Here is a 26,177-nt window from a genome sequence, read left to right as displayed (position 1 = left end):
AACGGACGGTGGCGCGTCGGCCTTAGGTCGTCCGCCCGATGCGCGGGCCCGCGGGCGGTGGTCGGATGTGCGGATGGATACGCGAACGAGTGGCGAGGTGCCGGGTCCTGCCGTCCGGAGGCGCCTGGCACAGGAGCGGCACGCGTGGCTGTGCACCGTGCGTCCGGACGGTTCCGCACATGTGACGCCGGTGTGGTTCGTCTTCAGCAGGTCCGTGTGGTGGGTCGGCACGGACGGCCACGCCGTCAAGGTGCGCAACGTCCGGCACGAGCCGCGGGTCTCACTGACCTTGGAGGACGGCCGGTTCCCGGTCGTCGCCGAAGGCGACGCCGGACTCGAAACCACCTTCCCTCCCGAGATCGTCGCCGCCTTCGCGGAGAAGTACGAGTGGGACGTCACGGAGCCCACCCGGCCGGGCGGCTCCCGTGTGCTGCTGAAGATCCGCGTGCGCCGCTGGCTGCTGGCCGGCTCCGCCCCCTGACCCCGGCGCGGGGCTCAATCGGTGGCGGAGGGCTGCGGTGACGGCTGGACGGTCAGGAAGCCGTGGTCCAGTACCCGGCAGGTCTCCTCCAGCAGCCGGTCACGCTCGGCCTCGTCGGCGGCCGCGGAGTCCATCGTGACGGTGAGCGCGGCGACCGCGGTGACGGCCCCGAGGCGCACCGTGTGGGAGTGGCTGGGCAGACCGAGCCGCTCGGCGATGCCCGCTTCGACGGCGCGGACGACCTTGCGGGTGAGCTGCGTGGCCTGCGCGGCCGCTCCGGGGTGGTGGGCCATGACCTCGCGGACGACGGCCGTGCGGCTGCCGGGCTCGGAGGCGAAGGCGGTCGTCGTCATGGCCCACACCGCTGCCCGCACGGGGCTCTCGGAGCGGGGCCGGTCCACGATGAGGCCCGCGAGGTAGGCGTCGTCGGAGGCGTCCCAGGCCAGGAAGACCTCGTCCTTGGTGGCGAAGTGGTTGAAGAAGGTGCGGCGGGAGACCCCGGCGTCCGCGCAGATGTCGTCGATGGTGATCTGGTCCGCGCCGCGCTGACCGGCCAGCCTGGTCGCCGAGTCGCGCAGCCGCGCGGTGGTCGCCCGCTTCCGGTACTCGCGTTGGCCGGGCTCCCGACGTCCCTGTCCTCCCGGTCGCCCCTGTCCCGCTCGCCGCTCTTCACTCACGCTGTTGTCCTGTCGACGTACCCCCGCAGGGCCTTTGCACTCATTGCACTGTGAGCGTACCCTCTGCGCACGGAGTGCAACGAGTGCAACCAGAGGGGTGTAACCAGTGCACCGGACGTGCACCGGCCGCTGCGGTCCGGGGAGAGAGGCAGGACATGACCGAGTACACGTTCAAGAAGACCGGCCGGGAGCTGTCCAACTGGGGACGCTGGGGCGACGAGGACGAGAAGGGCACTCTCAACTTCGTGACGCCCGAGACGGTGAAGCAGGCCCTCACGGCCGTCCGGACCGGGCACCGGTACGAGCTGAGCATCCCGGTGGGCTCCAGCGGCCCGCAGACCGGCTGGATGCGCCGGATCAACCCGGTACACACCATGACGGTCACCCCGCAGGACTTCACGGCCCCCGAAGGCCTCGTCATCAGCGACGACCTCATCACCATGCCGCTCCAGTCCGGCACCCAGCTCGACGGCCTCACCCACGTCGGGTACGACGGCGCCTTCTACAACGGCGTACCGGCCGACGCGGTCGCCCCCGCGAGCGGAGCGAAGCGCAACGCCATCGACGCCACCCTCCCCGGCTTCGCGGGTCGCGGCGTCCTCCTCGACCTGGCCTCGCTCGACGGCGGGGAGTGGCTGGAAGCCGGCCGTGCCGTCACCGTGGCCGACCTGGAGCGCGCCGAGGAAACCGGCGGAACGCGGCTGCGGAGCGGCGATGCCCTGCTCGTCCGCACCGGCTGGTTGCGCAAGGGGCTCACCGAGGGCTGGGACAACTGGCTGGACCAGGAGCCCGGTCTCGCCCCGGAGTGCGCCGCCTGGATCCACGACCGCGAGCTGGCCATGGTGGCCTGCGACAACTGGGGCGTCGAGGTCCAGCCCGCCGACGACGGCCTGATTCCGCTGCACGCCGTCCTCATCCGGGACATGGGCATGATGCTCGGCGAGATCTGGAATCTCGAGGAGCTCGCCGCCGCCTGCCGCGCCGACGGTACCTACGACTTCTTCCTGACGGTCACGGCCCTGCGGATCACCGGCGGTGTCGGCTCCCCCGTCAGCCCGGTCGCCATCCGCTGAACCGTCTCGGGGATGCGCGGCCCGCAGGACGGGGGCGACCGTAGCCGGTGGCGGTCGGCCGGGTGCCACCGGGCGCGGGCTCAGCCGGTGACGATGCCGACGACCAGGTTGATGGCGGTGGCAAGGATGCTGGTGCCGAAGACGTACGACAGCAGCGTGTGCCGCAGCACCATCGCGCGGATCGCCGAACTCGACACGTCCGTGTCGGACACCTGATAGGTCATACCGAGGTTGTAGCTGAAGTAGAAGAAGTCCCGGTAGGCAGGCGGTTGCGGGGAGTTGAAGTCGATGCCGCCACCGGGACCCCGGTAGAAGAGGTAGGCGTAGCGGGTGGCGTACATCAGGTGCAGCGCCGCCCACGCCATGAACACGCCGCCGAGCGCGGTCGCGGCGTGCCGGGAGTCGGAGTTGCCGAGCGGGACCACGACGATGCCGAGCAGCCCGCACGCGGCGGCCGCGACCACGACGAGTTCCTCCACGACGGGCCGGAGGTCCTCGCGTCGGACGTTGCGGTGGGTGGCGTCGGCATCCATCGGCCACAGCACGATCCAGCCCGCCACGACGAAGACCGTCTGCGTCGTGGCGACAGCCGCGAGCAGCCCGAGCGGCGGATCGCTCACCGCCCCGACCAGGCCACCTGCTACGGCTCCGACGATCGCGGCGCCGGTCAGTCTGGGGACCGCGGACAGCGGCAACCGGGGACTCATGGGGCGCAACGGTAACGTCGCGCCGACGGCCGGACAGCGCACCGGCGCGCCGCGCCGCGGCGTGACGCGGGCTGCCGCCGCTCGTCCGGCGCACGGAGCCGCACGGGCTGCGACCCGGCGCGTGGGTCGCCCACAGCCGACCGGGGGCCGCGGCGGCGCGTCGGCCGGGTCGCGGGTCGTTTCGGCCCGGAGACGGCCGGGGCGGGCATACTGCCGCACCATGGACGAGCAGGGCGAGCAGGAGCCGGAGCGCCGGCCGACGGGGTCCGGTCCGGTCGTGGACCCGCGCCCGGACTCCGCGAGCTCTCCGGCCGGTTCCGACGGGGGCGGTTCCACCTTCACCGTCGTCGTCGCGGCCGCCGCCAACTTCGGGGTCGCCCTCGCCAAGGGCGTCGCGGGGGTCGTCAGCGGCTCCAGCGCCATGCTCTCCGAGGCCGGGCACTCGCTCGCCGACACCGTCACCGAACTGCTCCTGCTGACGGCGCTGAAGCGCAGCGCGAAACCCGCCGACGAGGATCACCCTCTCGGCTACGGGCCCGAGCGGTACATCTGGGCGCTGCTGGCCTCGGTGGCCACGTTCGTGGGCGGCGGGGTCTTCGCCCTGTACGACGGCATCCACGCCCTGACCCACGCCGAGACCCCCGGCGATCCGCTGGTCTCCTACCTCGTGCTCGCGGTCGCCTTCGTGCTGGAGGGCTTCTCCCTGCGTACGGGGGCCAAGCAGGCCGGCGGCGAGGCGAAGCACTCCCGGACACCCGTCCTGCGCTACCTCCGCCACACCCCCGACACCGCTTTGAAAGCGGTCGTCATGGAGGACTCCGCGGCGCTCGTCGGTCTGGTGCTGGCCGCGCTCGGGCTGCTGGGGGCGCAGCTGACCGGATCCGGTGTATGGGACGGCATCGCCTCCGTCCTCATCGGCCTGCTGCTCGTCCTCGTCGCCTGGGTGCTGGGGCGCTCCAACGCCGAACTCCTCATCGGCCGCGCCCTGCCCCGGCCGGTCCGGGAGGACGTGCGCCGGGAGTTGATGGCCGTCCCGCACATCGAGGACGTACTGGCGCTGACGACGCTGGTACAGGGACCGCAGCAGGTCCTCGTCGCCGCGAAGGTCGACTTTCGGGACGTCTCCACGGCCGGCGAGATCGAGACGGCCTGCGAGGAGGCCGACAGGCGTCTGCGCGTCCTGCTCCCCGCCGTCGAACGGGTCTACCTGGATCCGACCCCCGGCCGCCACCGGAACTGACGGCACCCGACGACACCTGACGCCGCAGCAGATCAGTTGACCTCCACCGGTGCCGGGCGGTCGGATGGCCCGTCATGAGCAGAGGGCGCACACATACCGGCACGGGACGTACCGGCGGCCTTCTCGGCGCCCTTCCCGACGACGGGCTCGTACGGGACCTGGTCGCCGGGCAGTTCCCGCAGTGGGCGGGCCTTGCGGTGCGGCGCCTGCCGTCCGGAGGCACCGTCAACGCCATGTTCCGGCTGGGCGACGACATGGTCGTACGGCTGCCGCTGACCGAGGGCGGGGCCGGTGACGTGGTGCTGGAGCAGGAGTGGCTGCCCCGCCTCGGGCCGTTGCTGCCCACGGCCGTGCCCGAGGTGCTCGGCGCGGGCGTACCCGCCGCGGGGTACCCCTGGCCGTGGTCGGTCCACCGGTGGCTGCCCGGCGAGAACCCGGGCGACACAGGCGCGACGCACGCAGCACCGGCGCTGGCGCAGGACCTGGCCGGCTTCGTGGCAGCGATGCGGAGCATTCCCCTCGCGGGAGCGCCGCAGGCCCACCGAGGCGGCCCGGTGGCGTTGCTGGACGCGGAGACGCGAGCGGCGATCGAAGCGTTGCGGGGCATCCCCGAGGAGGGCGTCGACTGCGCCGCCGCGACCGCGGTGTGGGAGGACGCGCTGCGGGCTCCGGCCTGGGACGGGGCGCCGGTGTGGCTGCACGCCGATCTGATGCCGGGCAACCTCCTGGTCGACGGTGGCCGGCTGGCCTCGGTGATCGATTTCGGGTGCATGGGCCGGGGCGATCCGGCCTGCGATCTGTTCCCGGCCTGGAACCTGCTCCCCGCCGCGGCGCGAGAGGTCTTCCGTACGGCACTGGAGGTGGACGAGGCGACGTGGCGCAGAGGGCGGGGACGGACACTCTCCCAGGCGCTGATCGCCCTGCCGTACTACCGCAAGGCGAACCGGGCGATGGCACGCAACGCCCGGCACGTCATCAAAACCGTGCTGGAGGAGGTCTCCTGACGCCCTTGTGCGTGGCCGCCGGGCAGGGTCAGTAGTCGCAGAGGGAGAAGGCGTCGACGACGGCGTAGAAGCCGTCGTCCGGAGTGGTCGGCGCTCCGGCCACGGTACCGTCGCCCTCCTTCGTGGCACGTTCGCCGGCGACGAACTGGCGCTGGGCCAGGGCCTGGTTCCCGGTGACCCATTCCCTCAGCTCCCGCTCGTAGGCGGGGAAGGCCGCACGGTGGTCGCCGTCCGCGGCCTTCAGCCGACCCGCCAGGACGTAGGCGCCGACCAGCGCCATGCTGCTGCCCTGACCCGACGCGGGTGAACCGCAGTGTGCCGCGTCGCCGAGCAGCACCACCCTGCCCTTCGACCAGGAATCCATGTGGATCTGCGCCCCGGCGTCGAAGTGGAAGTCGGGCGCCTCCCACATGTAGGAGAGCAGCCGCGGAAGTTCCCACCCGGCGTCCGCGTACCGGGTGGCGATCAGCCGCTTCTGCGCCTCCGGGCCGCGGACCGCCACCGCCCGGTCGTCGAGGCCCCGCACCCCCGCGTAGACCCGCAGTTCGGTGTTGTTGCGCACACTCATCACCAAGGCGCCCCACGCCTCGTCGTCCCCCGTGCTGTAGGCGATCTGCCAGCGGTCGAGGCCCAGCACGTTCGGTGCCGTCCACACGCCCAGACACCCGCCCAGGGGGTGCAGGAAGTGCTCCTCGGGACCGAAGGCGAGGGCGCGGGTGCGGGAGTGGACGCCGTCGGCTCCCACGACGACGTCGAAGGTGCGCTCGCGTCCGCTGACGAAGCCGACCCGGATGTCGTCGGCACGCTCGTCCAGGCGGGCTATGGAGTCGCCGAAGAGGTACTCGATCTCCTCGCCGCCGGCGCCGCCCGTGCCTGCTTCGACCAGGATCCGGGACAGGTCGTCGCGGAGGATCTCGATGTCCCCGCGGTCCAGCCGCCCGCCGGACGCGGTCACGTCGGTACTGCGGAACGTCTCGTTGCCGTCCTCGTCCAGCAGGGACATGCCGCGCAGGTCGGTCGCACGGGCCCGCAAACCGTCCAGCACGCCCATGCGTCGGGCGACCTCGATGGCAGGGCCGCGCAGATCGATCGCCTGCCCTCCCTGCCGCAGCGCCGGGGCCCGCTCCACAACGGTGACCTGGAACCCGTAACGGCGCAGCCAGTAGGCGAGGGCGGGGCCCGCCACGCTCGCGCCCGAGATGAGGACCCGCCGCTTGGCGGGACCGCGCCCGCCCGGCCCGGTCGTGGGGCCGAGTGGTTCCTTCGCGGCGGTGTCCGTCGGAGTCTCCGCCCGGCGGCTGGGGGCCTCGGACGCGGTACGGGCAGCAGGGGTCCGGGGGGTCATGGTGCTCCTTCCGTTCGCCGCCCGGCACGCTGGTCGGTCCCGGCGCGGCACGCTCACCGAGGCTCCCGCCGGCTGCCGACACCCTGCCTACAGATCCTCTACAAGCGACTGCATGCCGCCGACGGGCTCCGGCGCCCGCCCGACGTCACCCCGCGTCCCCGGCGCCGGGCTGCGGGCGGACGGTCAGCATCTGCTGCGCGTGCCCGACCGGGCCGCGCACGTCGTGCAGCACGGTGCTGGTGATGCCCTGGCCCGTCGGTCCGAAGGTGACGGTGGTGTCCAGCCCGGTCCACCTGCCCTCTGGCTGACGGTGGAGATGGATGGTGAGGTCGATGTTGGGGAACATCCAGTCGGTGGGCGACTCGCGCACGGCGATGCCGTTGGCGGTGTCGACGAGGGCGACGTAGGAGGCCAGCGCGCTCGCGGTCTCCCCGGCGACGAGGTCGAGCGGGGTGGTGACCCAGGTGGTCGTGCGGCCGGGCCGGGGCGGGGCGAGCGGGCGCACGTCGAGGGAGGCGATGTAGCCGCCCGGCCACACGGAGGCCATCGGCCAGGAAGCGAGCGCCTCGGGCGGGGTGAGCGGGTCGGCGCCGCCGCCTGCGACGGCCCCCGTGTCCCCCGCCGCCAGCAGCCACGCACGGGCCCGGACCACGGGACGGCCGGCGATGCGGACGACGGCTTCGAGCAGCTCGATGGTGCGGCCGGGGCGGAGCGTCTCCACCTGTATCTCGCACTCGTCGAGGGCGAGACGGCCCAGGATGTCGAAGCTGATCCGCCCCAGGACCAGCCCCGCGCGGGGCTGCGCGGCCACGTGCCGGTCGATGGCGTGCACGATGAGGCCGCCCAGCGGACTGAAGTGCTGCTCGTCGACGCTCCACGCGCCGCTCACGTGCGGGGTGGGCTTGTAGCGGTGGGCGTCGATGGGCTCGTAGTAGCTGCCGGGGTGCGACATGGGCGGGGTACCGGTGGTCAACGAGGGTTCTCCTCAGTACGAGTCGGCGTCGGTCCGGGGGCGGTGCCTGCCGGCCCGGAAGCGGTCCCGGAGCACGTGGGGAGCACCCCGCGGAGGTGCCGACGGCTCCGCCGAGGATCGTACGGCGGCCGAGGAGCGGGGCCGCGGCCGCCACCTGTGCGGCCGCCCCGCGGGTGTCAGAGCGACTCGCCAGGCGCCAGCCGCCGGTAGCCGTTTCCGGTCTCCTGGGCGAGCCAGCCGTGGGCGCTGCTCAGACCGCGGTCGTTGAGCTGCCCGTCATGGATCCCGAACGACCGTTGGGGGCGGACGGCCTTGACGAACTCGACGGCTTCCGTCGTCTTCATCCAGGAACCGTGGACGGGCACCAGGAGCGTCTCGACGGGCTGCTCGGGCACGTGCAGGCTGTCGCCGGGGTGGTAGAGCACCTCGTCGACGACGTAGCCCAGGTGCGCGCACTCCGGACGGTCGTCGTGGACGGCCGCGTGCCGGCCGCCGACCGGCCGGATACGGAACCCGGCAGCGGTGAAGGCCCTCCCGGGGGTCGCCTCGTGCACCGGCCCGGTGCCCGCCAGTACCCGCAGGTCGGCACCGGCGGGCGCGTGGACCGGCACACCGAGCCCGGCCAGCCGCAACTCGTCGACGTGGTCGGCGTGTTCGTGCGTCACCAGCACGGCGCCCGCACCCGCCAGAGCCGCCGGCTCGCTCCAGATCCCGGGGTCGAGGACCAGGACGCGACCCTCGTGTTCGAGCCGCACACACGCGTGGGTGTACTTCGTGATGCGCATGGCCCCGCAACCTACTGCTTCCGCGTGGCCCCTGCCGTCGGCACAGGGCGTCGCCACCGGCCGTGCGCCACCTCGTCGCCGGTCACGGTCACCTGTCACGCTCGACGGGGCGGTGGGCTTCGGGGATGTCGGGGATACCGGCGCGGTCCTTGTTCTCGCCGGTCCCCAGGCCGGTCGGTCCGTGCCACTCCGCCAGCAGGACGGTGGCGTCGTCGTTCAGCCGTCCCTGGTGGTAGTCGAGGTGGTGGCGGATGAGGCGGCGCAGGGTCTCGGGTACGGGCAGTTCGTCCGCCTGGTGGCGGAGGAGGAAGTCGATGAAGCGGCTCAGGCCGAATTCCTCGCCGCTCGGGCTGCGGGCCTCGGTGACGCCGTCGCTGTAGAGCAGGAGGCGGTCGCCGGGTTCGAGTGTGGTGCGGCAGCAGTCCTGCGGCGCACCGAAACCGGCTCCCATCGGCGGGGCAGGCGAGCAGTCCAGAGGGAAAGTGGTCCGGCCGCGGACGACGACGGGCGGAGGGTGGCCGCAGCAGACCCAGCGCAGGACGCCGTTGCCGACGTCCAACTCGGCCAGGATGCCGGTGACGAAGTGGTCTCCGGAGAACTGTTGCAGCAGCACCTTCTCGACGGCCGCCGCGGTCTGCGGGAGGTCCGCTCCCTCCCGGCGGGCGTTGCGGGCGGTGGAGAGGGCGAGGTTGCCGGTCAGGCCCGCGGCGGTGTCGTGCCCCATCGCATCGAAGAGGGCCAGCTGCGCGACGCGTCCGTCGTAGGCGTAGTCGTAGACGTCGCCGCTGACCTCGTAGGCGGGCTCCATCAGCGCGCTGATCATCAGGCTGTCCGTCGCGAAGGTCCTCGACGGCATCAGCCGCCATTCCATCTCGGTTGCCACATCCATGCGCCGCCGCCGTACCAGCCGGCTGTAGGAGTCGCTCAGTCCCCGCTTGCTGACCACCATCAGCGCCACCAGGCCGGCCAGTCGGCGCATGTCGAGCTGTGCGGCCTCGTCGGCGTCGGGCGCGGTGATACGGAGGACGCCCAGCCGGTCGGTCCCGTCCACCAGCGGAACCCACCAGTGGTCCCGGTCGGCGGGCGAGGCGGGAAGCACCTCGCCGTGCTGGAAGGCCCGTCCCGGCACGGTTCCCTCGACGCTGATCTCCTCCGGGCGCAGCCCTTCCCCGCCGGCGGGCGGCGGGTGGGGACTGAGCGGGCTCAGCAGTTCCTGCTGGAGGTCGACGAGGTAGATCACCACGTCGGTCAGTCCGACCCGGGCACCTTGCTCGCACAGCAGCCGCGGCAGCATCTCCAGCGTGGACAGGTGACTCGCGCTGATGAGGGCGCCGAGCATCGCGGACCGCTCGGTCGCGCTCTCCGGGAAGCGCTGCTCCGGCTCGACCCCGTCCTCGCGGTCCGAGGCGTCGTCGAAGCTCATACGGCCTCCCGGGGAGAGGAGCGGGCATCACGACGGTGGAGGTTCCGCGCGCGGCTGCCCGTCCGGCATCCGGCGTCCGGGCGGCGCGCCCGCCCGCGGATCACGTGCACCACGCGGTGCCCCCGGCGGCAGCGCGCTAAACGCCAGCCGGTGCAGGTGCGGCGGGGGGTGACCGTCCGGAGCGGCGCCCGTGAGTACCGCTGTCGTCCCCTCGTGCCGGCGCCGCCCAGCCGTGCCCCGTCTTCGGCGGGGTCGCGGGGTCCTCCTCCGGCCGCTCGCCGTGGGCACGGTCGCGGTACCGGAGGTGGCTGGCACGGGGATCTCGCGCGCGCCGGGACCTGGAGGTGAGTGGCGCCCGGCGGCGAGGGCCGCGGTGTCGTCAGGAGCGGCGGCGGGGTCTACCGCGTCTGCCGCCCTTGGGGGCGGTGCCGCCGCCCCGTCCGGCCTGGCCGGCCGGCTTGCGGCGGGGGGCGGGTTTCTCGGGGCGCTTCGGCTTCGCCTGCGGTTCGGGGGGCTTGCGACCGCGGGTGCTGTTGACGGTGCGGCCGCGGACGATGCCGATGAAGTCCTCCACCATCTCGGTGGTGCGCTCCTGTGGCCACGCCAGCGCCATCTGCGACTCCGGGGCGTCCACGACCCGGCGGTAGGTGAGGTCCCTGCGGTGGTGGAGGCGGGCGAGGGACTGCGGGACGAGTACCACTCCCACCCCGGCGGCCACCAGCTCGATGGCGTCGCCCGTGGTGGCCGGGCGCTCTTTGGCGGGCTGCCCGGGCAGGCGCTCCCAGCCGAGGACGTCGTCGTGGGGGTGCAGCACGACATCGTCCGCCAGATCCTCGGCGGTGACCTCGTCCGCCGCGGTCACCAGGTGGTCCTTGGGGACGACGGCCACCGTCGTCTCGGTGTACAGGGGGATCGCGCTGAAGTACGTGCGGTCCACCGGCAACCGCACGAGTCCCGCGTCCGCTCCGCCGTCCCGCAGGAGACCGGGGGCCTCGGCGGCGGTCACGGAGACGAGGTGCAGCGGGATGTCCGGCTGCCGCTCCCCCCAGATGCGTACCCACTTGGCGGGCGTCGCCCCGGGGACGTACGCGAGCCGGAACGAGGGGGAGCTTTCCGTGCCTGTCACGGCGCCAGACTATCGGGCCCCGTACCGGGCGCCGCACGCGCGCGGGACGGGCGCACGCGGTACGGGGGCGGGCGCGGTGACGGGTGCCGGACGGCGGTGGGTGCCGGTGGAGGGGCCGGGTCACCGGCGCGGCGCGTCGGTCCGGCCGTCGCGCTGGGCCTGCCCGGCCTTGCTGTGTGCCGCCTCCTTGGCCCGTGCGGCTTCCTTGATCCGCGCCGTCTCCTTGCGGACCTCCGCCTGGGTGGCCCGCTCCTGCTGGAGCCATTGCGGGTTCTCGGACCTGAGCGCGTCGATCTGTTCCGTGGTGAGCGCCTCGGTGACCCCGCCGCGGGCCAGGCCCGAGATGGAGATCCCCAGCTTCGCGGCGACCACGGGCCGGGGGTGGGGGCCGTCGCGGCGCAGCTCGGCCAGCCACTGGGGCGGCTCGGACTGGAGCGCGTTCAACTCGTCCCGCGAGACCGTGCCCTCCTGGAAGGCGGCGGGAGTGGCGGGGAGGTACACGCCGAGCTTCTTCGCCGCCGTGGCGGGCTTCATGGTCTGAGCGGTCTTGCGGGAGGTCATGGGGCCCAAGCGTATCCGGGCGGACGGGAGCCGGATACGGCGGAACCCGGGAGGGCCTACTCGGTGTCGGTCTGCACGGCGCGCAGGACGGGGACACGGGCCGCCCGACGTCCCGGCCACGCGGCGGCGAGGACACCGACCGCGGCTGCGACGGCGAGGAAGAGGCCGAGCCGGGCCCACGGCAGGGTGAAGGAGACGTCCGCCTGCCCGGCCACGGCTGCCGCTCCGACCGCCGTACCCACGACCACTCCGAGTGCGGCTCCGAGGACGGACAGAAGCAGCGACTCCAGGCGCAGGACGGCGGCCACCCCGGCGCGGTCGAGACCGAGGGCGCGCAGTACCCCGATCTCCCGTACGCGTTCGGACACGGCCATGGCCATGGTGTTGACCACGCCGAGGGCGCCGATCAGCACGGCCAGGCTGAGCATGGCGTAGACGATGTCGAGGAACGGTCCCAGTGGGCGGACGGCCTCCCGTCCGATGTCCGTGCGGTCCTGCACGAGGAGCGCGGGGTTGTCCAGGGTCCGGCGGATCTCCTTCTTCAGCGCAGTCGTCCGCCCGGGGTCCGCCGTGACGAGCACCGAGTCGAGGTGCGGGCCCTGTGCCGTCGGCCCGGCGCCCGGGGGGAGGGCGCCGAGGGGCAGCAGGGCCGGTTCGAGGGACTCGGGGCCCTCGTAGACCGCGACGACCGGCAGCGCCATGCGGGAGCCGGTGCCGTCGAAGGTGCCGCTGACGTGTGAGCCGAGGTGCCAGCCGTGCTCCCGGGCCTCCTGCCTGGTGACGGCGACGCCGCGCTCCAGTTGAGCCAGGGAGCCCTCGACGACGGTGAGCCCTGCGATCCGGGCGATGCTTCGGGGGTCGACGGCCGTCGCGGAGAGGTGGTCGCCGTCGCGGAGCGCCACGGAGACGCCTGCGGTGGCGGTGGTGGCGGCCGCGTCAGGGAGCCGGCCGACGCGGGCGGCGGTGTCGTCGGCGAGCTCGCCGTAGTCGACAGGCGTGATGTGCACGTCCCCGACCACGGCCCGCTCGGCCCGCGCCCGGATGCCCTGGCTGACGGAGCCCACGGCGACGGTCGCCGCGCTGATCAGCGCCAGGCCGATCATGAGGGGTGCCGCGGTGGCCGCCGCGCGCCGTGGGTTGCGGCGGGCGTTCTCCACGGCCAGCTTCCCGCGTATCCCGGCGAGGCGGACGAGGGGCCTGCGCAGCAGCGCGGTGGCACCGAGGGTCAGCCATGGCAGGAGGACGACCAGTCCGGCCATCAGGACCGCGGCGGAGAAGGTGAGCGTGCTCAGGTCGTCCTCCCCTGCCGTGAGCGCGACGAGCAGCGCCCCGAAGGCGCTGACGCACAGGCCCGTGAGGGTGCGGCGCCGCAGTGAGGCGGGCGCCGGGGGCTCGTGGACGCGCAGCGCCGCGACGGGCGGTACGGCCGCCGCCCGGCGGGCGGGTACGTACGCGGAGACGACGGTGATCACGATGCCCACCCCGAACGCGGCGGCGAGCGGCAGCGGGGTGTCGTAGCACAGCGGAGGGACGGGCCCCTGGGTGGTGTCGAAGAAGTGGCCGAGCGCGGCCGCCACCCCCACGCCGAGGAGGTAGCCGAGGGCGGAGGCGACGGTGCCGATGAGCGCCGCCTCGGTCAGGACCAGGCGCAGCACGTACCGGCGGGAGGCGCCGACCGCCCGCAGGAGGGCGTGTTCGCGGGCGCGGGCCGCGCTGAGCATGGTGAAGGTGTTGGCGATGAGGAAGGTGCCGACGAGCAGCGCCACCGCTGCGAAGCTCAGCAGCAGGGAGCCGAGTTTGTCGCTGTCGGCGCCGCGCGAGTGCAGCGTCTCCTCGTCCAGGCTGTGCCGGGTGACGGCCTCCAGGCCCCGGGGCAGTCGGGCGGCGGCCTGCCGGGCGAGCCGGTCGTCGGGGACGCCGTGCCGCGCGGTGAGGGTGACGGCCGTGTACGCGTCCGGCGCCGGGGCGAGGTACCGCCGCGCCGTGGCGGTGTCGAACAGGGCCAGCGTGCCGCCCGACACCAGCCGCGGGTCGTGCGCGGTGACGAGGCCGACGAGCCGCAGGGTCCGTGCCTCGCCGCGGGCGACGACCCGTACCCGGTCACCGACCCGGTAGCCTCCACGCCGGGCGGTACCGGCATCGAGGGCGACCTCTTCCGCCGTCCGGGGGCCGCGGCCTTCGGTGACCGGGTAGCGCGGGTCGGCGCCGTCGGGGCCGGGGACGAAGTTGCTGCCCGCCGCAGCGCCGCGCGGCCCGATCAGCGCGCCGTCCCGCCCGGCGACGAACGCAGCGCCCTCGGCGGTTCCCCGGACGGCGGCCGCTCCGGGCAGGGAGCGGAGGCGTTCCAGGAGGGTTCCGTCGAGTGGCGGCGGTGCCCCGGTGCGCGGGGTGCCGGTGGCGTCCGGGTCGGGCCGGACGGCGACCGAGGTGTCGGGCTGGGAGGCGGTCTGTGCCCGCGCGGCGGCGGCACGGACGGAGTCGGTGTACAAGAGGGCGCCGGACACGAAGGCCACGCCGAGGGTGACGGCCACCGCGGACAGCAGGAAGCGGCGTGAGTGGGCGCGGAGGGAGCGCAGAGCGCGGCGCAGCATGACGGCTCCGACAGGACGGGATCGGACGGGACGGGCAGGATCGGGCCGAGCCGGAAGGAGGGCGGCGGCCGTGTCCGATCGTGCGCCGCGACACCGGCTCGGCGGATCGACCGAACTGCCGAACGGGGCCGGGGCCGAGGTCGGCCGAACGGCTGAGGCGGGCGGACCGTGGGCGCCGTAACGTGAAGCGGCGTGAAGCCTCTTTCGCGCATCCGCCCGCGCGCCCGGCACCTGTGGCTCTGGCCGGCCGCCGTGCCGGTCCTCGCCCTGTACTTCGCCGAGGGCACGGTCACCGGCTACCCGCCCACCGCGGTCGCCACCTTCGCGACCGGGGTGCTCGCAGCAGCGGCGACGGTCGTACCCCGGCACCGCTTCACCGTCACCGCACTGGCCGCCGCGGCGGCCTCGTTCGCCCTGACCGTGGTCACCATGCAGCTCACCCACCGGCCGGAGACCACCTTCGGGGTGGGCGAGGTGTGCACCCTGCTGCTGGTGACCACCCGTGCCGTGCGGCAGCTACCGCCCCTGCGCGCCGCGGCGGTTGCCGCGCCGGTGCTGATCGCGGCCGGTCTCGCACCGCTGCGGCTGCCCGAGGCGGAGTACGGGGCGGGCGTCCAACTGGCCGCGCCGGCCATCGTGCTGGCAGCGGTGCCGGCGGTCGTGCTCGGGCTGTACCTGCGTCTGCTGGACCGGGTGCGGGAGCGGGAGCGGCGCGCCATGCTCCAGGACCAGCGCCTGGAGTACGCGCGCGAACTGCACGACTTCGTGGCCCACCACGTGACGGCGATCGTCGCGCAGACCAAGGCCGTGCGGTTCGCCACCACGGCCGGGCACGCCCCGCCGCCCGCCGAGCTGGACACGATGCTCGCCCGGATCGAGGAGGCCGGTTCCGAGGCGATGGAGTCGATGCGCAGCACCGTCTCCGTACTGCGCGACCCCGCGGAGGTGGCCGAGGCCCACACCGCCGACGCCGCCGGACGGCCGGACGGCGGTGCCGAGGGGTCCGCCGCGGACGACGGCGCAGGGCCCGTCGGCGGCCTGGCCGAGCTGCGTCCGCTCGTCGCGGCGTTCGCGAAGGCCGGGCCGCCCGTCGAGCTGACGCTCGATCCGCGGCTGAGCGGCCGGGCAGCCCTGCCCCCGCACGTCGCCATCGCCGTGCACCGCCTGGTGCGGGAGGCTCTGACCAACGTCCGCAAGCACGCGGCCGAGGCGCGCCGCGTCACCGTCACCGTGCGCCGGGCCGCGGACGCCGTCGGCGAGGTGGAGGTCACGGTGGCCGACGACGGGCGGCCCCGCGACACCGCGCGCCGCCAGCGGTCCCGCGGCGGTTACGGCCTGCTCGGGCTGACCGAGCGCATCGAGAAGCTGGGCGGGACGCTGACCGCCGGGCCGGCCCCCGCCGGTGGCTGGCAGGTCGCCGCGCGTCTTCCGCTGGCTCCGGCCGCGAGCGGCGGAACCCGCCCTGCGATCATGGGCACATGACCATCCGGGTGCTCATCGCGGACGACCAGGAGATGATCCGCTCCGCCTTCCGCATGATCCTCGCCTCGCAGCCCGACATCGAGGTGGTGGCCGAGGCCGCCGACGGGGCCGCCGCCGTCCGGCTCGCCAGGGAGCACCGCCCGGACGTGTGCGTCCTCGACATCCGCATGCCGGAGCTGGACGGGCTGGAGGCGACGCGCCTGCTGGCCGGCCCGGAGGCCGCGGATCCGCTCAAGGTGCTGATCGCCACCACCTTCGACCTCGACACGTACGTGTACCGGGCGCTGCGCGACGGAGCCTGCGGTTTCCTCCTCAAGGACGGTTCCCCGGCGCTGCTCGTCGAGGCGGTACGGGCCGCTGCCGCGGGCAACTCGCTGATCTCGCCCGCTGTCACGGTGCGCCTGCTGCGGCACATGACGTCGACGGCTCCGGACGCGGACGGTGCGGCGGACGGGGCTCCGCAGCCCGCCGCCGTCCGGTCCGACCGGCCCGCGCAGCCGGGTAGGGACGAGCTGCTCACCGAGCGGGAGCGCGACGTGGTCCGACTGGTCGCCCGGGGGCGCACCAACGAGGAGGTGGCGGCCGAGCTGTACGTGACGCTCTCCACGGTGAAGACCCATCTGGGCAACGCACAAAGGAAGCTGGCCACCCGCAACCGGGTCGAGGTCGCCGCCTGGGCCTGGGAGCACGGGCTGTGCGCCGAGGCGTGAGAGTCCGCGCCGGGTCCCGCCGGGCCGGGTCCGGTCGGCTCAGGCGTCGTCGGCCACCAGCCGCAGGTAGTCGGGCAGCGGAGGGATGGTGTCGTCGGCGGCCCGCAGACGGGTCACACCCCCTTCCGCCCCCTCGCCGTCGACCTCGGTGAAGCCGCCCAGCCGGTAGGCGATGTACATCATGCGGTTCCGGTCGGTGCGCACGAAGTCCGCGTACAGCTCGCACCCGGCCGCACGGGAGCGGCGGCGCAGGTGGTTGACGACGATCGCGCCGATGCCGCGGGAGAGGACCCGGCAGGACATCAGGAGCAGCCGCACCGTCCACGCCGTCCCGCCGGTCTCTACGAGGGCCAGGCCGATCACCCCGTACGGGCCGAAACGGTCGGTCAGCTCCGCCACGAGGAGCTGGTGGGTCGCGGAGGTACGCAGGGCGTCGAGCTCCGCGTAGGAGTAGGTCCGGCCGGTGGCGTTGAGCTGGTGGGTGCGTACCGTCAGCTCCTCCGCGCGGCGCAGGTCGTCCTCGCGGGCGGGGCGGATGTGCAGGCACATCTCCAGCGACGCCAGGAAGCTCTCCTGCGGTCCCTCGTGGTGGTCCTCCGCCTCCTTCCGGCGCGCCGCCGCCCGGTACATCCGCCGCCGGTCGCGGGCCTCGGCGGTGACGAAGGCAGGCGTCAGCTCGGCCCGGTCCGCCAGCCGCGGGACGTCGGCGGCGTCCAGGCACAGCACCTCGGGGAGGGCGTGGCCGACCTCGGCGCGCTCGTAGGCGTCGTCGTCGACGAAGACGAGGGCGCCGACGGAGATGCCGAGTTCGGCGGCGATCTCCCGCAGCGACTGCGACTTGGTGCCCCAGCCGATCCGGGGCGCCAGGAAGTACTCGGCGAGCCCCAGCCGCTCCAGCTTTGCGGCGGCGGCCTCCGGGTCGTTGCGGCTGGCTATCGAGTGGAGGAGGCCGCGCTCGTCCAGGGTGTGCAGCGCATCGCGGACACCGGGGCGTACCGTGACGCGGTCGCCTTCCAGCAGGACCCCGTTCCACAGCGTGTTGTCCAGGTCCCAGACCACGCACTTCTTCGTCTCACCCGTCATCGTTCCGCCCTTCCGTCGCGCGTGGCGGGGGCTGCGCCGCGAGTGGTCCGGCCTGCTCACGGACCACGGCCTCGGCGATCACGGTCTGCTGGATCTCGGTGGTGCCTTCGATGATCTCCATGACCTTCGCGTCCCGCAGCAGCCGTTGGACACGTGAGCCGGGACCGCAGCCCTGGGCGCCGTGCACCTGGACGGCGTCCGCAGCCGCCCGGAAGGCGCTCCGGGCGGCGAAGTACTTCGCCGCCCACACGGCCTCGACCGCCTGCGGGGCGCGCCGGTCCAGAAGGCGGCCCGCGCGCAGGCACAGCAGCCGGGCAGCCCCCGTGTTGACGTCCATCTCCGTGATCAGGCGCTGGACAAGCTGGTGCCGTGCGAGGGGCTGTCCGAACTGGTGGCGGACGGCCGCATGACGGGCCGCCGCCTCGACGCAGGCGCGGCCGAGTCCTGCGCAGCCCCAGGCGACGCTGTAGCGGCCGATCTCCAGGGCGTCGGCCGCCACGGCGCTCAGCCCGAACCCGGCCCGCCCGACCAGCGCCTCGGACGGCACAGGGCAGCCCTCCAGCCGCAGTTGCGCCGTCAGCGCGGCGCGCGTGCCGAGCATGCCCGTCACCGGTTCGACGGTGCTGCCCGGGGCGTCCCGTTCGACGAGGAACGCGGCAGGACCGCCGGTGCAGCGGGCGAAGACCAGGAACACGTCGGCGGCCTGTCCGTAGGTGATCCAGCGTTTGCTGCCGGTCAGCCGGTACCCGTCGGCGGTCTCCTCCGCGGTGGTGCGCAGGGCGGCCACGTCGGAGCCCGCCTCGGGTTCGGTGAGGGCGAAGGCGCCCACTGCGGTGCCGCCTGCCAGCGCGGGCAGCCACCGGGCGCGCTGCCGCGGGCTGCCCCAGCGGGCGACCGCGCGGGACACCATGCTGTGCACGGTCAGCACGCTGCGTACGGACGAACAGGCGTGCCCCAGCGCCTCGTTGAGCAGTCCGAACATCACCGGTTCCCACCCGGAGCCGCCCTGTTCGGGGGGTATCAGGGCACCTAGGTGGCCGCTGTCCGCCAGCGCTCCGACCACCTCGGGCGGCAACCGCTCGTCGCGGTCCCAGCGGTCCGCGTGGGGCAGAATCCGGGTGCGGGCGAACTCCGCGAAACCGGTCTGCGCGAGGCGCTGCGCGTCGGACAGCTCCAAGCCGTCGGTCCAGGGCGGAGCGCCGTCCGGCCGTGCGGGGTCCTCCTCGGGCTGCGGCCCGGGGGCGGTCACGGTTCCTGCGGCGTCCCGGCCGCCGCCTGCTTGCCCTCCACGAAGCCGGTGAGGGCGTCGACGGAGCAGAAGTTCTCCCTTCGCAGGTCCTCGTCCTCGACGTCGAGACCGAAGGCCTCCTCGACGAAGACGACGAGTTGCAGCAGGAAGAGCGAGTTGACGTAGCCCGTCTCGAAGAGGTTCTCCCCGTCACCGATGCGGTAGCCGCTCAGATGGCGGCCCAGGAACCGCCGGATCTGTTCCCGCACGTCCGTCGTCGGAGTGTCCGTCACCGACTCACCGTCCTTCGCCGTCCCCGTGATGTCCTCGTACATGGCCGTGTGCATGGTGCGTTCATGGGTGTGTCGACGTTCGCGTGCATGAGCGTGGTCAGGTCCGGGAGTAGGAGTGGAAGCCCTGTCCGGTCTTGCGGCCCAGCAGGCCGGCGTCGACCATGCGGCGCAGCAGCGGGCAGGGCCGGTACTTGGAGTCGGCGAACTCGGCGTGCAGTCCGTCGAGGGACAGCAGTACGGTGTCGAGTCCGATGAGGTCGGCGGTCTCCAGCGGCCCCATGGGGTGCCCGAAACAGCCCTTGAACAGCCGGTCGACGTCCTCCGCGGTGGAGACGTTCTCGAAGACCGTGAAGGCGGCCTCGTTGACGGTCAGCATGAGCACCCGGTTCGACACGAACCCCGCGGCGTCCGCCACGACGACCGCCTCCTTGCCGATCCCCGCCAGCAACTCCTCGGCGTGGGCGAGCGTCCCGGCCGAGGTGTGGTGGCCCCGGATCACCTCGACCATCGGCTTGAGCGGTACGGGGTTCATGAAGTGCATGCCCAGTACCCGGTCCGGACGGCCGGTCAGGGCCGCGACCCGGGTGATGGGGATGACGGAGGTGTTGACGGCGAAGACGCACTCGGGAGGGCAGAGCGGGTCGATCGCCTCGTAGACCTGCCGTTTGGCGGCCCAGTCCTCCACCACGTTCTCCACCACGGTTCCCGCCTCGGCCAGGGGTGCCAGGTCCTGGGTGAAGGTGATCCGGTCCAGGACGGCCGTCCGGCTCTCCCCCGGTGGTCCGGGGGTGTTGCCCTCGCCGCTCAGCAGGCGGTGGAAGCGCAGGGCGCGGGCGATGTCCTTCCGCGCCCGTTCCAGCGCCGTACCGCTGACGTCGACGAGAACGACGTGGTGCCCCGTCTGGGCGAACGTCTGGGCCACCTGGCTGCCGATGACGCCCGCACCGACGACCCCGATCACGGACCGGTTGTTCACTGTGTCCCTCCCTGACTGCCGGTGTCCTGCGTCCGGGCAGCGGCTTGTGCGGCGGTACCGCGGGGCTCCGCTTCCCCCGCACCGCAGGGCTCGCCGTCCCGCGGCTCGTCCAGCTGCCGCGCCAGCTCGGCCACGGTCAGCGACTGGAAGAAGGTGTTCATGCTCAGCCGGGCGCCGAGGTCCTCGCGCAGCCGCGCGAGGAGCTGCAGCGCGAGCAGCGAGTGGCCGCCCAGGTCGAAGAACCCGTCGTGCGCTCCGGCCCGTTCGATGCCCAGCAGCCCCGCGACCAGTGCGGCGACGCGCTCCTCCGTGCGGTTACGGGGCGCCACGTACGGGGTGCTCAGCGCGGGCCGCGGGTGCAGGGCCGGCCCGGTGCCCGGTTCCGCCCCGGTGCCGGGCGCGGCGCCGCTGCCGGAGCCGGTACCGGATGCCGGGGCGGGCGGCCCCTGCTGAGGGTGCTGTCGGTGACCGGCCTCCCCCTCACGTCCGGGGCGTCGGGGCGGTGTGCCGGGGACCCCTCTCGGGGAGACGATCACCTGCGACAGGCGCGGTGCGGCGAGTATCCGCAGGAACGCGTCGGCGCCGCTGTCCGGGTCGATGCCGTGCGCGAGATGGTCGCCGAACAGCTCAGCCGTGGCAGTACGGGACGCCACCGGGCGGCCCGGCGGTGTCCCGGCGGGTCCGTCGGAGGTTCCCGGTCCGTCGAAGGGGAGCAGATCGGCCGCTGTCCCGTCCCGCACGGAGCGCAGCCGGTCGGCCAGCACCCCGGGGTGCTTGAGCACGAAGCCCTCGACGCGGGCGAGGAGTCGGCCGTCGCCGTCGAGCAGCGTGATCGCCGAGGCGCGGGTCTGCGGGCCCTGGCGTGCCGTGTCGTCCCCGGTGAACCGGTGGTGGCTGAAGAACCGCGCAGGGAGCGGGGCGTACAGCCGGAGCCGCCCGTAGGCGAGGGGGATGCGGAAGTCCTCGGCCAGGTGGATGCCCGGGTAGGCAGCGGCGAGGTCCATCAAAGCGGGGTGCAGCGCCAGTTGGTCCAGGTCCTCGGTGAAGCACTCGGGCAGCCGCAGCTCGGCCAGACACTCCCTCTCCCCCGTCCACATCCGCAGCAGACAGCGCGAGCGCGGCCCGAAACCCATGGGGCCGGTGTCACCGGGTGGCGGGGCGGGACGCATCCGGGCGATGAGTGCTGCCGGGTCCCGCTCCTCGGCAGGGCCCGCCTCAGGGGGCTTTGCAGGCGGCAACGCGCGGATGCGGCCCGTGGAATGGCGCAGCCACCGGCCCGCAGGTCCGGTGGAGCTGAGGACGTGGAAGGTGGCGCCCGCGCCGGTGGCGGACGCCGTTGCCCGGCCGCCGTCCCACTCCAGGACCGTCCGCACGCGACGGGTCTCGTCCTCTCCGAGAACGATGGGGGCGTGGAAGGTGACGTCGGTCAGTTCCACGGCTGCCGGACGGGCGGCCGTCGGCGTCCCCGCGGCCCCGCCGTCGATGTGACGCCCACGGCTGAAGGCGGCGCGGGCGAGCTCCAGATGACCGGTCCCCGGGACCACCGGGTGGCCGAGCATCCGGTGTTCGTCCACCAGCCAGGTCCGCTCCGCGCTGTAAGAGGCCTCGTAGACGTCGCAGTCGGGTGAGGAGGGGAGGCGGTCACCGAGCAGGGGGTGGGCGGGTGGGCGCGGGGCGTCCGCCTCACCGCCGGGCGGTTCCTGGCCGGGTGCGCTCCCTTTGCCGCCCGTCGCCTCCCGTGCGGCCATGCCGGTTCCCGTCCACGCGTCCCAGGCGAGGGAGAGGACCGTGCCGGGGCCGTTCTCCTCCTCGTCGGCGGCCAGCGCGTCCAGGAAGGCGTTGGCCGCGCAGTAGTCCGCCTGCCCGGGGGCGCCGGTGAGACCGAGGGTGGACGAACACAGGGCGAGGAAGGAGGGGTCGAGCGGCCTGAGTGCCGTCAGAAGGTTGCGGGCACCGGCGAGCTTGGGCGCGGCGACCGAGGCGGCGGTCGCCGGGTCCCTGAACTGGATGACCCCTCCCCCGGGCACCCCGGCGGCGTGCACGGCGCCGTCCACCGTGCCGAACCGGGCCCGCGCCTGCTCGACGGCGGCGGCCAGTTGACCGCTGTCGGTCACGTCTGCCGCGACGACCAGTACCTGGGCGCCGGCCCGTTCGAGGCCGAGTACCGCACGGATGCGGGCGACGGTGTCCTGCCGAGACGCCGACTGCGCCCCACCCGGGCTCCGCTCGCGCGTTCCCTCCCCTGCCGCGGCGTCGGCCAGCAGTGCCTGCCAGCGGGACCGCGGGGGCAGCCCGGACCGGGACACCAGGACCAGACGGGCCCGCACCTCCCGCGCCAGGCGGGCGGCGAGGGCGAGACCGATCCCGCCGAGTCCGCCGGTGACGAGGTAGACGCCCTTCTCGCGCAGCGGCGGCACGGATCCTCGTGGCTGCCGGGCCTCTTCCGGCGGGGGCAGGGCGAGGGGCAGGACCGTCGGCCCGTACCGCTGGGAGCCCCGCAGGACAACGGCGGGTGCGTCGGCCGCGTCCGGGGCGAGGCATTCGGCCAGCACGCGCCGGGCCAGCGTCTCCCACGCGCCCCCTCCCGCCCGCTGGCCCCGCCGCCCCCGTGTCTCGCCGTCCGCCCCTCGTTCCGTCGTCGCCTGGCCGTTCGTCCGCCGCGCTCCCGCCCCGCGGCCGTTGCGGCCGCCCGTCCCGGCCTCGTCCGCGGCACGGGCCGGCGGCAGGGTGACGTCCACGCTGCGGCAGTCGACTGCCGGGTTCTCCAGGGGCCAGACGCGGCACATGCCCAGCGCGACCGCCTTCTCCGGGCAGGACTGCCGTCCGGCCTGGAACGCCCGCATGCCGGAGGAGACCACGGTGACCCGCAGGGCGCCCGCGTCGTGGGCGACCTCTCCCCACGCCTGTGCGAGGTGCAGAAGGCTGGTGAAGCCGCGGTGCCACATCTCCTCGGCCGCGCTCCCGGCCCCGGGCGACGGCCGGGCCGGGGTGACGGTCCACAGGTGGACGATGTGCCGGGGCAGCCCGCCCCGGGCGGCGGCGTCGCGCAACAGCCGTACCCATCCGGCGCGGTCGCCCGGGGCGAGTACGTGGTCGGCGCCGTCCGTCGCAGGATCGGAAGCAGTATCGGGGTCGGAAGTGGTGCCGGAGGCGCTCGGCGCGGTAGCCGCGTACGCGACGGTGGTGACGGGTACCTCGTGCCGGGCCAGCACAGCGGCGAGGTGCCGGCCCAGGCCGCAGTCGTCGGTCAGCAGCAGCCACGGTTCGTGCGGCGCGGACGGGGACGCGTCGGCCGGCGGAGGCAGCGCGGTCCACCCGGGGACCTGGAACCACTGGTCGGTACGGTCGCCGCCGTCCGGCCGCTGCTCGTCGTCCCGAGGAGGCGCGGGCCGGGCGCCCGGAAACGCCGCAGGCCGGGTCTCCTGAGCAGGGGAACGGACCCCGGCCGTCGCACGGCCCCTGTCCGCCGCCCGCTCCGGCGCGCTCACCGTCGCGCTGGGCCAGTGCCGTCGGCGCTCGAACGGGTAGACCGGCAGGGGCACTCGGACGGGCCGTTCATGGCTGTGCACGGCCTGCCAGTCCACCGGTACCCCGGCCGTCCACAGGTCGCCCAGCGTGGTCATCAGGAACCGGTCCTCGGGCTCGCCCGCGTGGCGGCCGGGCAGCGACGCCAGGACCCGTACGTCCTCCGCGGCGTCCCGCGGCCGGGCCTGCAGCGCGAGGCTTCCCAGGGTGCGGCCGGGGCCCACTTCGAGGAGCACCCGCCCGGCCTGCCCCCACAGGCGGGCCGCACCCTCCGCGAAGCGGACGGGCTCGCACAGGTGGCGGGACCAGTGGGCGGGGTCGCACGCCTGCTCGGCGGTGATCCAGTCCCCGGTGACGGTGGAGACGTAGGGGATCCGGGGCTCGCGCAACGTCAGGGAGGCCACCAGGTCGGCGAACTCCCGTGCCACCGGCTCCATCATCGGTGTGTGGAAGGCGTGGGTGGTGGTGACGGGACGGCTGACGACGCCCGTCTCGCGGAGCTGTCCGGCGAAGGCCGCCACGGCGGGCGGCGGCCCGCCGACCACGCTCAGGCCCGGGCCGTTGAGGGCGGCCAGGGACAGTTCGGGCGCGTCGGAGAGTCGGCGGGCCAGCTCCGCCACCGCCAGCGGCACGGCCAGCATGGCGCCCGGGGGCAGGGTCGCGATCAGCCGGGCCCGCTCCGCCACCAGGTGCAGGGCGTCCTCCAGGGTGAGGACGCCGGCGAGTGTGGCCGCGGCGAACTCCCCGATGCTGTAGCCGATGAGGGCGTCCGGCTCGACGCCCCAGTGCACCCACAGGCGCGCCAGCGCGTACTCCACGGCGAAGACGGCGGGCTGGGCGAAGCGCGTGTCGGGAAGATCGTCTGCAGCGTCGTGGCGGCCCCGTCCGAGCATCCGCAGCAGGTCCGGTTCGGCGGCCCGCGTGGGCCGTGCGGGCGCTTCCGCGCCTTCCCCCGGCGCCGCGCCGGGCTGCTCAGGTGTCGCCTCCGTGGACGGTGCCGAGGCCGACGCGTCGGTGCGGGCACCGGGGCCCGCACCGCGTGGCCGCCGGTCCGGATAGAGGCCGGCCAGCAGGTCCTTGCCGGGCCGTGCACCGAGTAGTTCCGCGCACCGGTCCAGCTCCCTGCGGAAGACCGGCTCGGTGGCGTACAGGCGCGCGGCCATGCCGACGTGCTGGTCGCCGAGGCCGGGCAGCAGGAACGCGACGGACGCGGCGGAGGGGGCACGGCCCCCGGCGGTCGCCGCATGCCCGGTGGCGCACTGCGCGTCGTCGCCCAGGGCCGCGCGCGCCCCGGCCCGGGTGTCGGCCACGACGACGGCGCGGTGTGCGAAGTGGTTCCGGCCCAGGTGCAGCGTGTGCGCGGTCTCGGCCACCGGGGGCGCGTCCTCGCGGCCCAGATGGTCCGCGAGACGCGCACGGACGGCCCGCAGCGCGGTGGGGGTACGGGCCGAGAGGGTGAGCGCATGCCAGCGGCGCGCCGCGGTGCCGTCCCGGGAGAGTGGCTCGTCCGACGCGGGTCGTGCGTCCGGCACGCCCCGCGCGGGGGTGCGCGGGGGCGCCTCCTCCAGTACGACGTGAGCTCCGGTGCCGCCCAGCCCGAAGGAGCTGACGGCGGCCCGGCGCGGTGCGCCCTGGACGCCCGAGGGCCAGGGCTCCGCCGTCACGGCGACCCGGACGGGCGAGGCGTCGAAGTCGATGCGGGGGTGCGGCGTGTGGAAGTGGGCGGCAGGCGGGACGGTGCGCTTCCGCAGAGCCAGCACGGTCTTGATCAGCCCCGCGATACCGGCCGCCGCGTGGGCGTGGCCCATGGTGGCCTTCACCGAACCGATCGGCCGCCTGTTGCCGGACCAGTCCTGGGCGCGGTAGGCGCGGGTGAGGGCGTCGATCTCGATGCGGTCCCCCATGGGAGTGGCGCTGCCGTGCGCCTCCACGTAGCCGATCGTGTCGGGGTGGACCCCGGCCGCCGTGAGCGCCGCACCGATGACGGCGGCCTGCCCTGCGGTGCTGGGCGCGGTGAAGCCGACGCGGCCCGACCCGTCGTTGCCGACCGCCGACCCCTTGATGACGGCCCGCACGGTGTCGCCGTCCCGCAGCGCGTCGGTCAGCCGTTTGAGCAGGACCAGTCCGACGCCCTCGGCGACGACCGTGCCCTGCGCCTGGGCGTCGAAGGAGCGGCAGTGCCCGTCCGGTGCGTAGATGCCGCCCTCGGGGGCGAGGTAGCCGGGTCCTTCGCCGGCGCGCACGGTGACCCCGCCGGCCAGTGCGGCGGCACACTCGCCGGCCCGTAGGGCCTGTGCGGCCAGGTGGACGGCGACCAGTGAAGTGGAGCAGGCGGTCTGCACGCTGACGGCGGGCCCCGTCAGGTCGAGGAGGTAGGCGAGCCGGGTGGCCAGGTAGTCCGGCTCGTTGCCGATGTCCCGCTGGAAGAGGGTGTGCGGGTCGCCCCCCGCGGGTGCGCCCGCGAGGTCGTAGTAGGCGTTGCGGTAGCCGCCGACGTACACGCCGACGGGGCCGGGGGCACGCGCGCCCGGCGGATGCCCGGCGTCCTCGCACGTCTCCCAGGCGCACTCCAGCAACTGGCGCTGCTGCGGGTCGAGCAGGTCCGCTTCCTTGGGGTTGATGCCGAAGAACGCCGCGTCGAACAGGTCCGCACCGGGCAGCACACCCTGCGCGGCCACGTACCGGGGATCGCCCAGCAGGTGTTCGGGAGCACCGGCCGCACGTGCCTCCTCGGCGGTGAAGGAGGTGACGGTCTCCTCGCCGCCGGCGACCTTGCGCCAGAACGCGTCGGGACCGGTGGCGCCCGGGAAGCGGCAGCCGATGCCGACGATCGCGATGTCCCGGTCGGTCGGCGCTGCGGTGGGCGACGTCATGGGCGTCTCCAGGGGTAAGGG

20 protein-coding genes are annotated in these 26,177 nt (G+C 74.3%); 6 read left to right on the top strand and 14 right to left on the bottom strand.

Annotation, left to right across the window (positions count from 1 at the left end):
* The first annotated feature begins 73 nt into the window (after positions 1 to 73).
* A complete protein-coding gene (locus H297_RS0120100; protein WP_037794835.1) occupies positions 74 to 481 on the top strand; it encodes a pyridoxamine 5'-phosphate oxidase family protein in 408 nt (135 codons plus the stop codon).
* Positions 482 to 495: 14 nt separating this feature from the next.
* Here H297_RS0120100 and H297_RS40385 read toward each other — a convergent pair whose 3' ends face one another.
* Positions 496 to 1,158, bottom strand: coding sequence for a TetR family transcriptional regulator (locus tag H297_RS40385; RefSeq protein WP_051352020.1), 663 nt, complete (start codon positions 1,156 to 1,158; stop codon positions 496 to 498).
* A gap of 155 nt (positions 1,159 to 1,313) precedes the next feature.
* Here H297_RS40385 and H297_RS0120090 point away from each other — a divergent pair, with 155 nt between their 5' ends.
* Positions 1,314 to 2,231, top strand: coding sequence for a cyclase family protein (locus H297_RS0120090; RefSeq protein ID WP_027738523.1), 918 nt, complete (start codon positions 1,314 to 1,316; stop codon positions 2,229 to 2,231).
* An 80-nt stretch (positions 2,232 to 2,311) separates the two neighbouring features.
* Here the strand turns inward: H297_RS0120090 and H297_RS0120085 are convergent, their stop codons facing one another.
* Positions 2,312 to 2,938 carry a DUF1345 domain-containing protein gene (locus H297_RS0120085; protein ID WP_027738522.1) on the bottom strand — a complete coding sequence of 209 codons (627 nt, stop codon included), beginning with the start codon at positions 2,936 to 2,938 and terminating at the stop codon, positions 2,312 to 2,314.
* A gap of 220 nt (positions 2,939 to 3,158) precedes the next feature.
* On the opposite strand from H297_RS0120085, the gene H297_RS0120080 reads away from it, so the two are divergent.
* On the top strand, positions 3,159 to 4,178 hold the full coding sequence (locus H297_RS0120080; RefSeq protein WP_078514353.1) for a cation diffusion facilitator family transporter: 1,020 nt from the start codon (positions 3,159 to 3,161) through the stop codon (positions 4,176 to 4,178).
* Positions 4,179 to 4,252: 74 nt separating this feature from the next.
* The gene (locus tag H297_RS0120075) at positions 4,253 to 5,182 is read left to right on the top strand and encodes an aminoglycoside phosphotransferase family protein (RefSeq protein WP_027738520.1); all 930 of its coding nucleotides are present in this window, start codon (positions 4,253 to 4,255) and stop codon (positions 5,180 to 5,182) included.
* A 28-nt stretch (positions 5,183 to 5,210) separates the two neighbouring features.
* Here H297_RS0120075 and H297_RS37430 read toward each other — a convergent pair whose 3' ends face one another.
* The 7 genes from H297_RS37430 to H297_RS0120035 all read right to left on the bottom strand — a co-directional run bounded on the left by H297_RS37430 (position 5,211) and on the right by H297_RS0120035 (position 13,986).
* Positions 5,211 to 6,527 (bottom strand): FAD-dependent monooxygenase, encoded by a 1,317-nt coding sequence (locus H297_RS37430; protein ID WP_078514351.1) that lies wholly within the window; start codon positions 6,525 to 6,527, stop codon positions 5,211 to 5,213.
* A 145-nt stretch (positions 6,528 to 6,672) separates the two neighbouring features.
* Positions 6,673 to 7,479, bottom strand: coding sequence for a thioesterase family protein (locus tag H297_RS0120060; RefSeq protein ID WP_037794829.1), 807 nt, complete (start codon positions 7,477 to 7,479; stop codon positions 6,673 to 6,675).
* Between the two features lie 197 nt (positions 7,480 to 7,676).
* Positions 7,677 to 8,285: an MBL fold metallo-hydrolase gene (locus H297_RS0120055; protein ID WP_027738518.1), complete on the bottom strand. Its 609-nt coding sequence runs from the start codon at positions 8,283 to 8,285 to the stop codon at positions 7,677 to 7,679.
* An 88-nt stretch (positions 8,286 to 8,373) separates the two neighbouring features.
* Positions 8,374 to 9,708 (bottom strand): PP2C family protein-serine/threonine phosphatase, encoded by a 1,335-nt coding sequence (locus H297_RS37425; protein WP_064744850.1) that lies wholly within the window; start codon positions 9,706 to 9,708, stop codon positions 8,374 to 8,376.
* Between the two features lie 379 nt (positions 9,709 to 10,087).
* Entirely contained in the window at positions 10,088 to 10,834 is a 747-nt protein-coding gene (locus H297_RS0120045) for a LysR substrate-binding domain-containing protein (RefSeq protein ID WP_027738517.1), read from the bottom strand.
* Between the two features lie 120 nt (positions 10,835 to 10,954).
* Positions 10,955 to 11,395, bottom strand: a complete 441-nt coding sequence (locus H297_RS37420; RefSeq protein ID WP_037794827.1) for a DUF5997 family protein — start codon at positions 11,393 to 11,395, stop codon at positions 10,955 to 10,957.
* A 56-nt stretch (positions 11,396 to 11,451) separates the two neighbouring features.
* Complete coding sequence (locus H297_RS0120035; RefSeq protein ID WP_027738516.1) at positions 11,452 to 13,986, bottom strand: FtsX-like permease family protein; 2,535 nt, start codon at positions 13,984 to 13,986, stop codon at positions 11,452 to 11,454.
* Between the two features lie 192 nt (positions 13,987 to 14,178).
* On the opposite strand from H297_RS0120035, the gene H297_RS37415 reads away from it, so the two are divergent.
* Entirely contained in the window at positions 14,179 to 15,468 is a 1,290-nt protein-coding gene (locus H297_RS37415) for a histidine kinase (protein ID WP_051352019.1), read from the top strand.
* Complete coding sequence (locus H297_RS0120025; protein ID WP_027738515.1) at positions 15,465 to 16,178, top strand: response regulator transcription factor; 714 nt, start codon at positions 15,465 to 15,467, stop codon at positions 16,176 to 16,178. The genes H297_RS37415 and H297_RS0120025 overlap by 4 nt, the downstream gene beginning before the upstream one ends.
* Positions 16,179 to 16,217: 39 nt before the next feature.
* Here the strand turns inward: H297_RS0120025 and H297_RS0120020 are convergent, their stop codons facing one another.
* Genes H297_RS0120020 through H297_RS40380 form a run of 5 tightly spaced genes read right to left on the bottom strand, consistent with a single transcriptional unit; the run spans position 16,218 to position 26,156 of the window.
* Positions 16,218 to 17,261, bottom strand: a complete 1,044-nt coding sequence (locus H297_RS0120020) for an HAD-IIIC family phosphatase (protein WP_037794825.1) — start codon at positions 17,259 to 17,261, stop codon at positions 16,218 to 16,220.
* Entirely contained in the window at positions 17,251 to 18,510 is a 1,260-nt protein-coding gene (locus H297_RS37410; protein ID WP_078514349.1) for an acyl-CoA dehydrogenase family protein, read from the bottom strand. The genes H297_RS0120020 and H297_RS37410 overlap by 11 nt, the downstream gene beginning before the upstream one ends.
* A complete protein-coding gene (locus H297_RS0120010) occupies positions 18,507 to 18,836 on the bottom strand; it encodes an acyl carrier protein (protein WP_486589588.1) in 330 nt (109 codons plus the stop codon). The genes H297_RS37410 and H297_RS0120010 overlap by 4 nt, the downstream gene beginning before the upstream one ends.
* 43 nt (positions 18,837 to 18,879) lie before the next feature.
* Positions 18,880 to 19,758, bottom strand: coding sequence for a 3-hydroxyacyl-CoA dehydrogenase NAD-binding domain-containing protein (locus H297_RS0120005; protein ID WP_027738512.1), 879 nt, complete (start codon positions 19,756 to 19,758; stop codon positions 18,880 to 18,882).
* Entirely contained in the window at positions 19,755 to 26,156 is a 6,402-nt protein-coding gene (locus H297_RS40380; protein WP_051352018.1) for a type I polyketide synthase, read from the bottom strand. Before H297_RS40380 ends, H297_RS0120005 begins: the two co-directional genes overlap by 4 nt.
* Between the last annotated feature and the right edge of the window lie 21 nt (positions 26,157 to 26,177).

It is taken from the genome of Streptomyces sp. CNT360 (genome assembly GCF_000424785.1).
The sequence above is the reverse complement of the archived record's forward strand: the minus strand, read 5'-3'. Positions and strand labels throughout refer to the sequence as shown.

Bases quoted from the DNA above. Each gene is read 5' to 3' on its own strand.
- H297_RS0120100 (WP_037794835.1), top strand. From the start codon at position 74: ATGGATACGCGAACGAGTGGCGAGGTGCCGGGTCCTGCCGTCCGGAGG.
- H297_RS0120090 (WP_027738523.1), top strand. From the start codon at position 1,314: ATGACCGAGTACACGTTCAAGAAGACCGGCCGGGAGCTGTCCAACTGG.
- H297_RS0120085 (WP_027738522.1), bottom strand. From the start codon at position 2,938: ATGAGTCCCCGGTTGCCGCTGTCCGCGGTCCCCAGACTGACCGGCGCC.
- H297_RS0120080 (WP_078514353.1), top strand. From the start codon at position 3,159: ATGGACGAGCAGGGCGAGCAGGAGCCGGAGCGCCGGCCGACGGGGTCC.
- H297_RS0120075 (WP_027738520.1), top strand. From the start codon at position 4,253: ATGAGCAGAGGGCGCACACATACCGGCACGGGACGTACCGGCGGCCTT.
- H297_RS37430 (WP_078514351.1), bottom strand. From the start codon at position 6,527: ATGACCCCCCGGACCCCTGCTGCCCGTACCGCGTCCGAGGCCCCCAGC.
- H297_RS0120060 (WP_037794829.1), bottom strand. From the start codon at position 7,479: ATGTCGCACCCCGGCAGCTACTACGAGCCCATCGACGCCCACCGCTAC.
- H297_RS0120055 (WP_027738518.1), bottom strand. From the start codon at position 8,285: ATGCGCATCACGAAGTACACCCACGCGTGTGTGCGGCTCGAACACGAG.
- H297_RS37425 (WP_064744850.1), bottom strand. From the start codon at position 9,708: ATGAGCTTCGACGACGCCTCGGACCGCGAGGACGGGGTCGAGCCGGAG.
- H297_RS37420 (WP_037794827.1), bottom strand. From the start codon at position 11,395: ATGACCTCCCGCAAGACCGCTCAGACCATGAAGCCCGCCACGGCGGCG.
- H297_RS0120035 (WP_027738516.1), bottom strand. From the start codon at position 13,986: ATGCTGCGCCGCGCTCTGCGCTCCCTCCGCGCCCACTCACGCCGCTTC.
- H297_RS0120025 (WP_027738515.1), top strand. From the start codon at position 15,465: ATGACCATCCGGGTGCTCATCGCGGACGACCAGGAGATGATCCGCTCC.
- H297_RS0120020 (WP_037794825.1), bottom strand. From the start codon at position 17,261: ATGACGGGTGAGACGAAGAAGTGCGTGGTCTGGGACCTGGACAACACG.
- H297_RS0120010 (WP_486589588.1), bottom strand. From the start codon at position 18,836: ATGCACACGGCCATGTACGAGGACATCACGGGGACGGCGAAGGACGGT.
- H297_RS40380 (WP_051352018.1), bottom strand. From the start codon at position 26,156: ATGACGTCGCCCACCGCAGCGCCGACCGACCGGGACATCGCGATCGTC.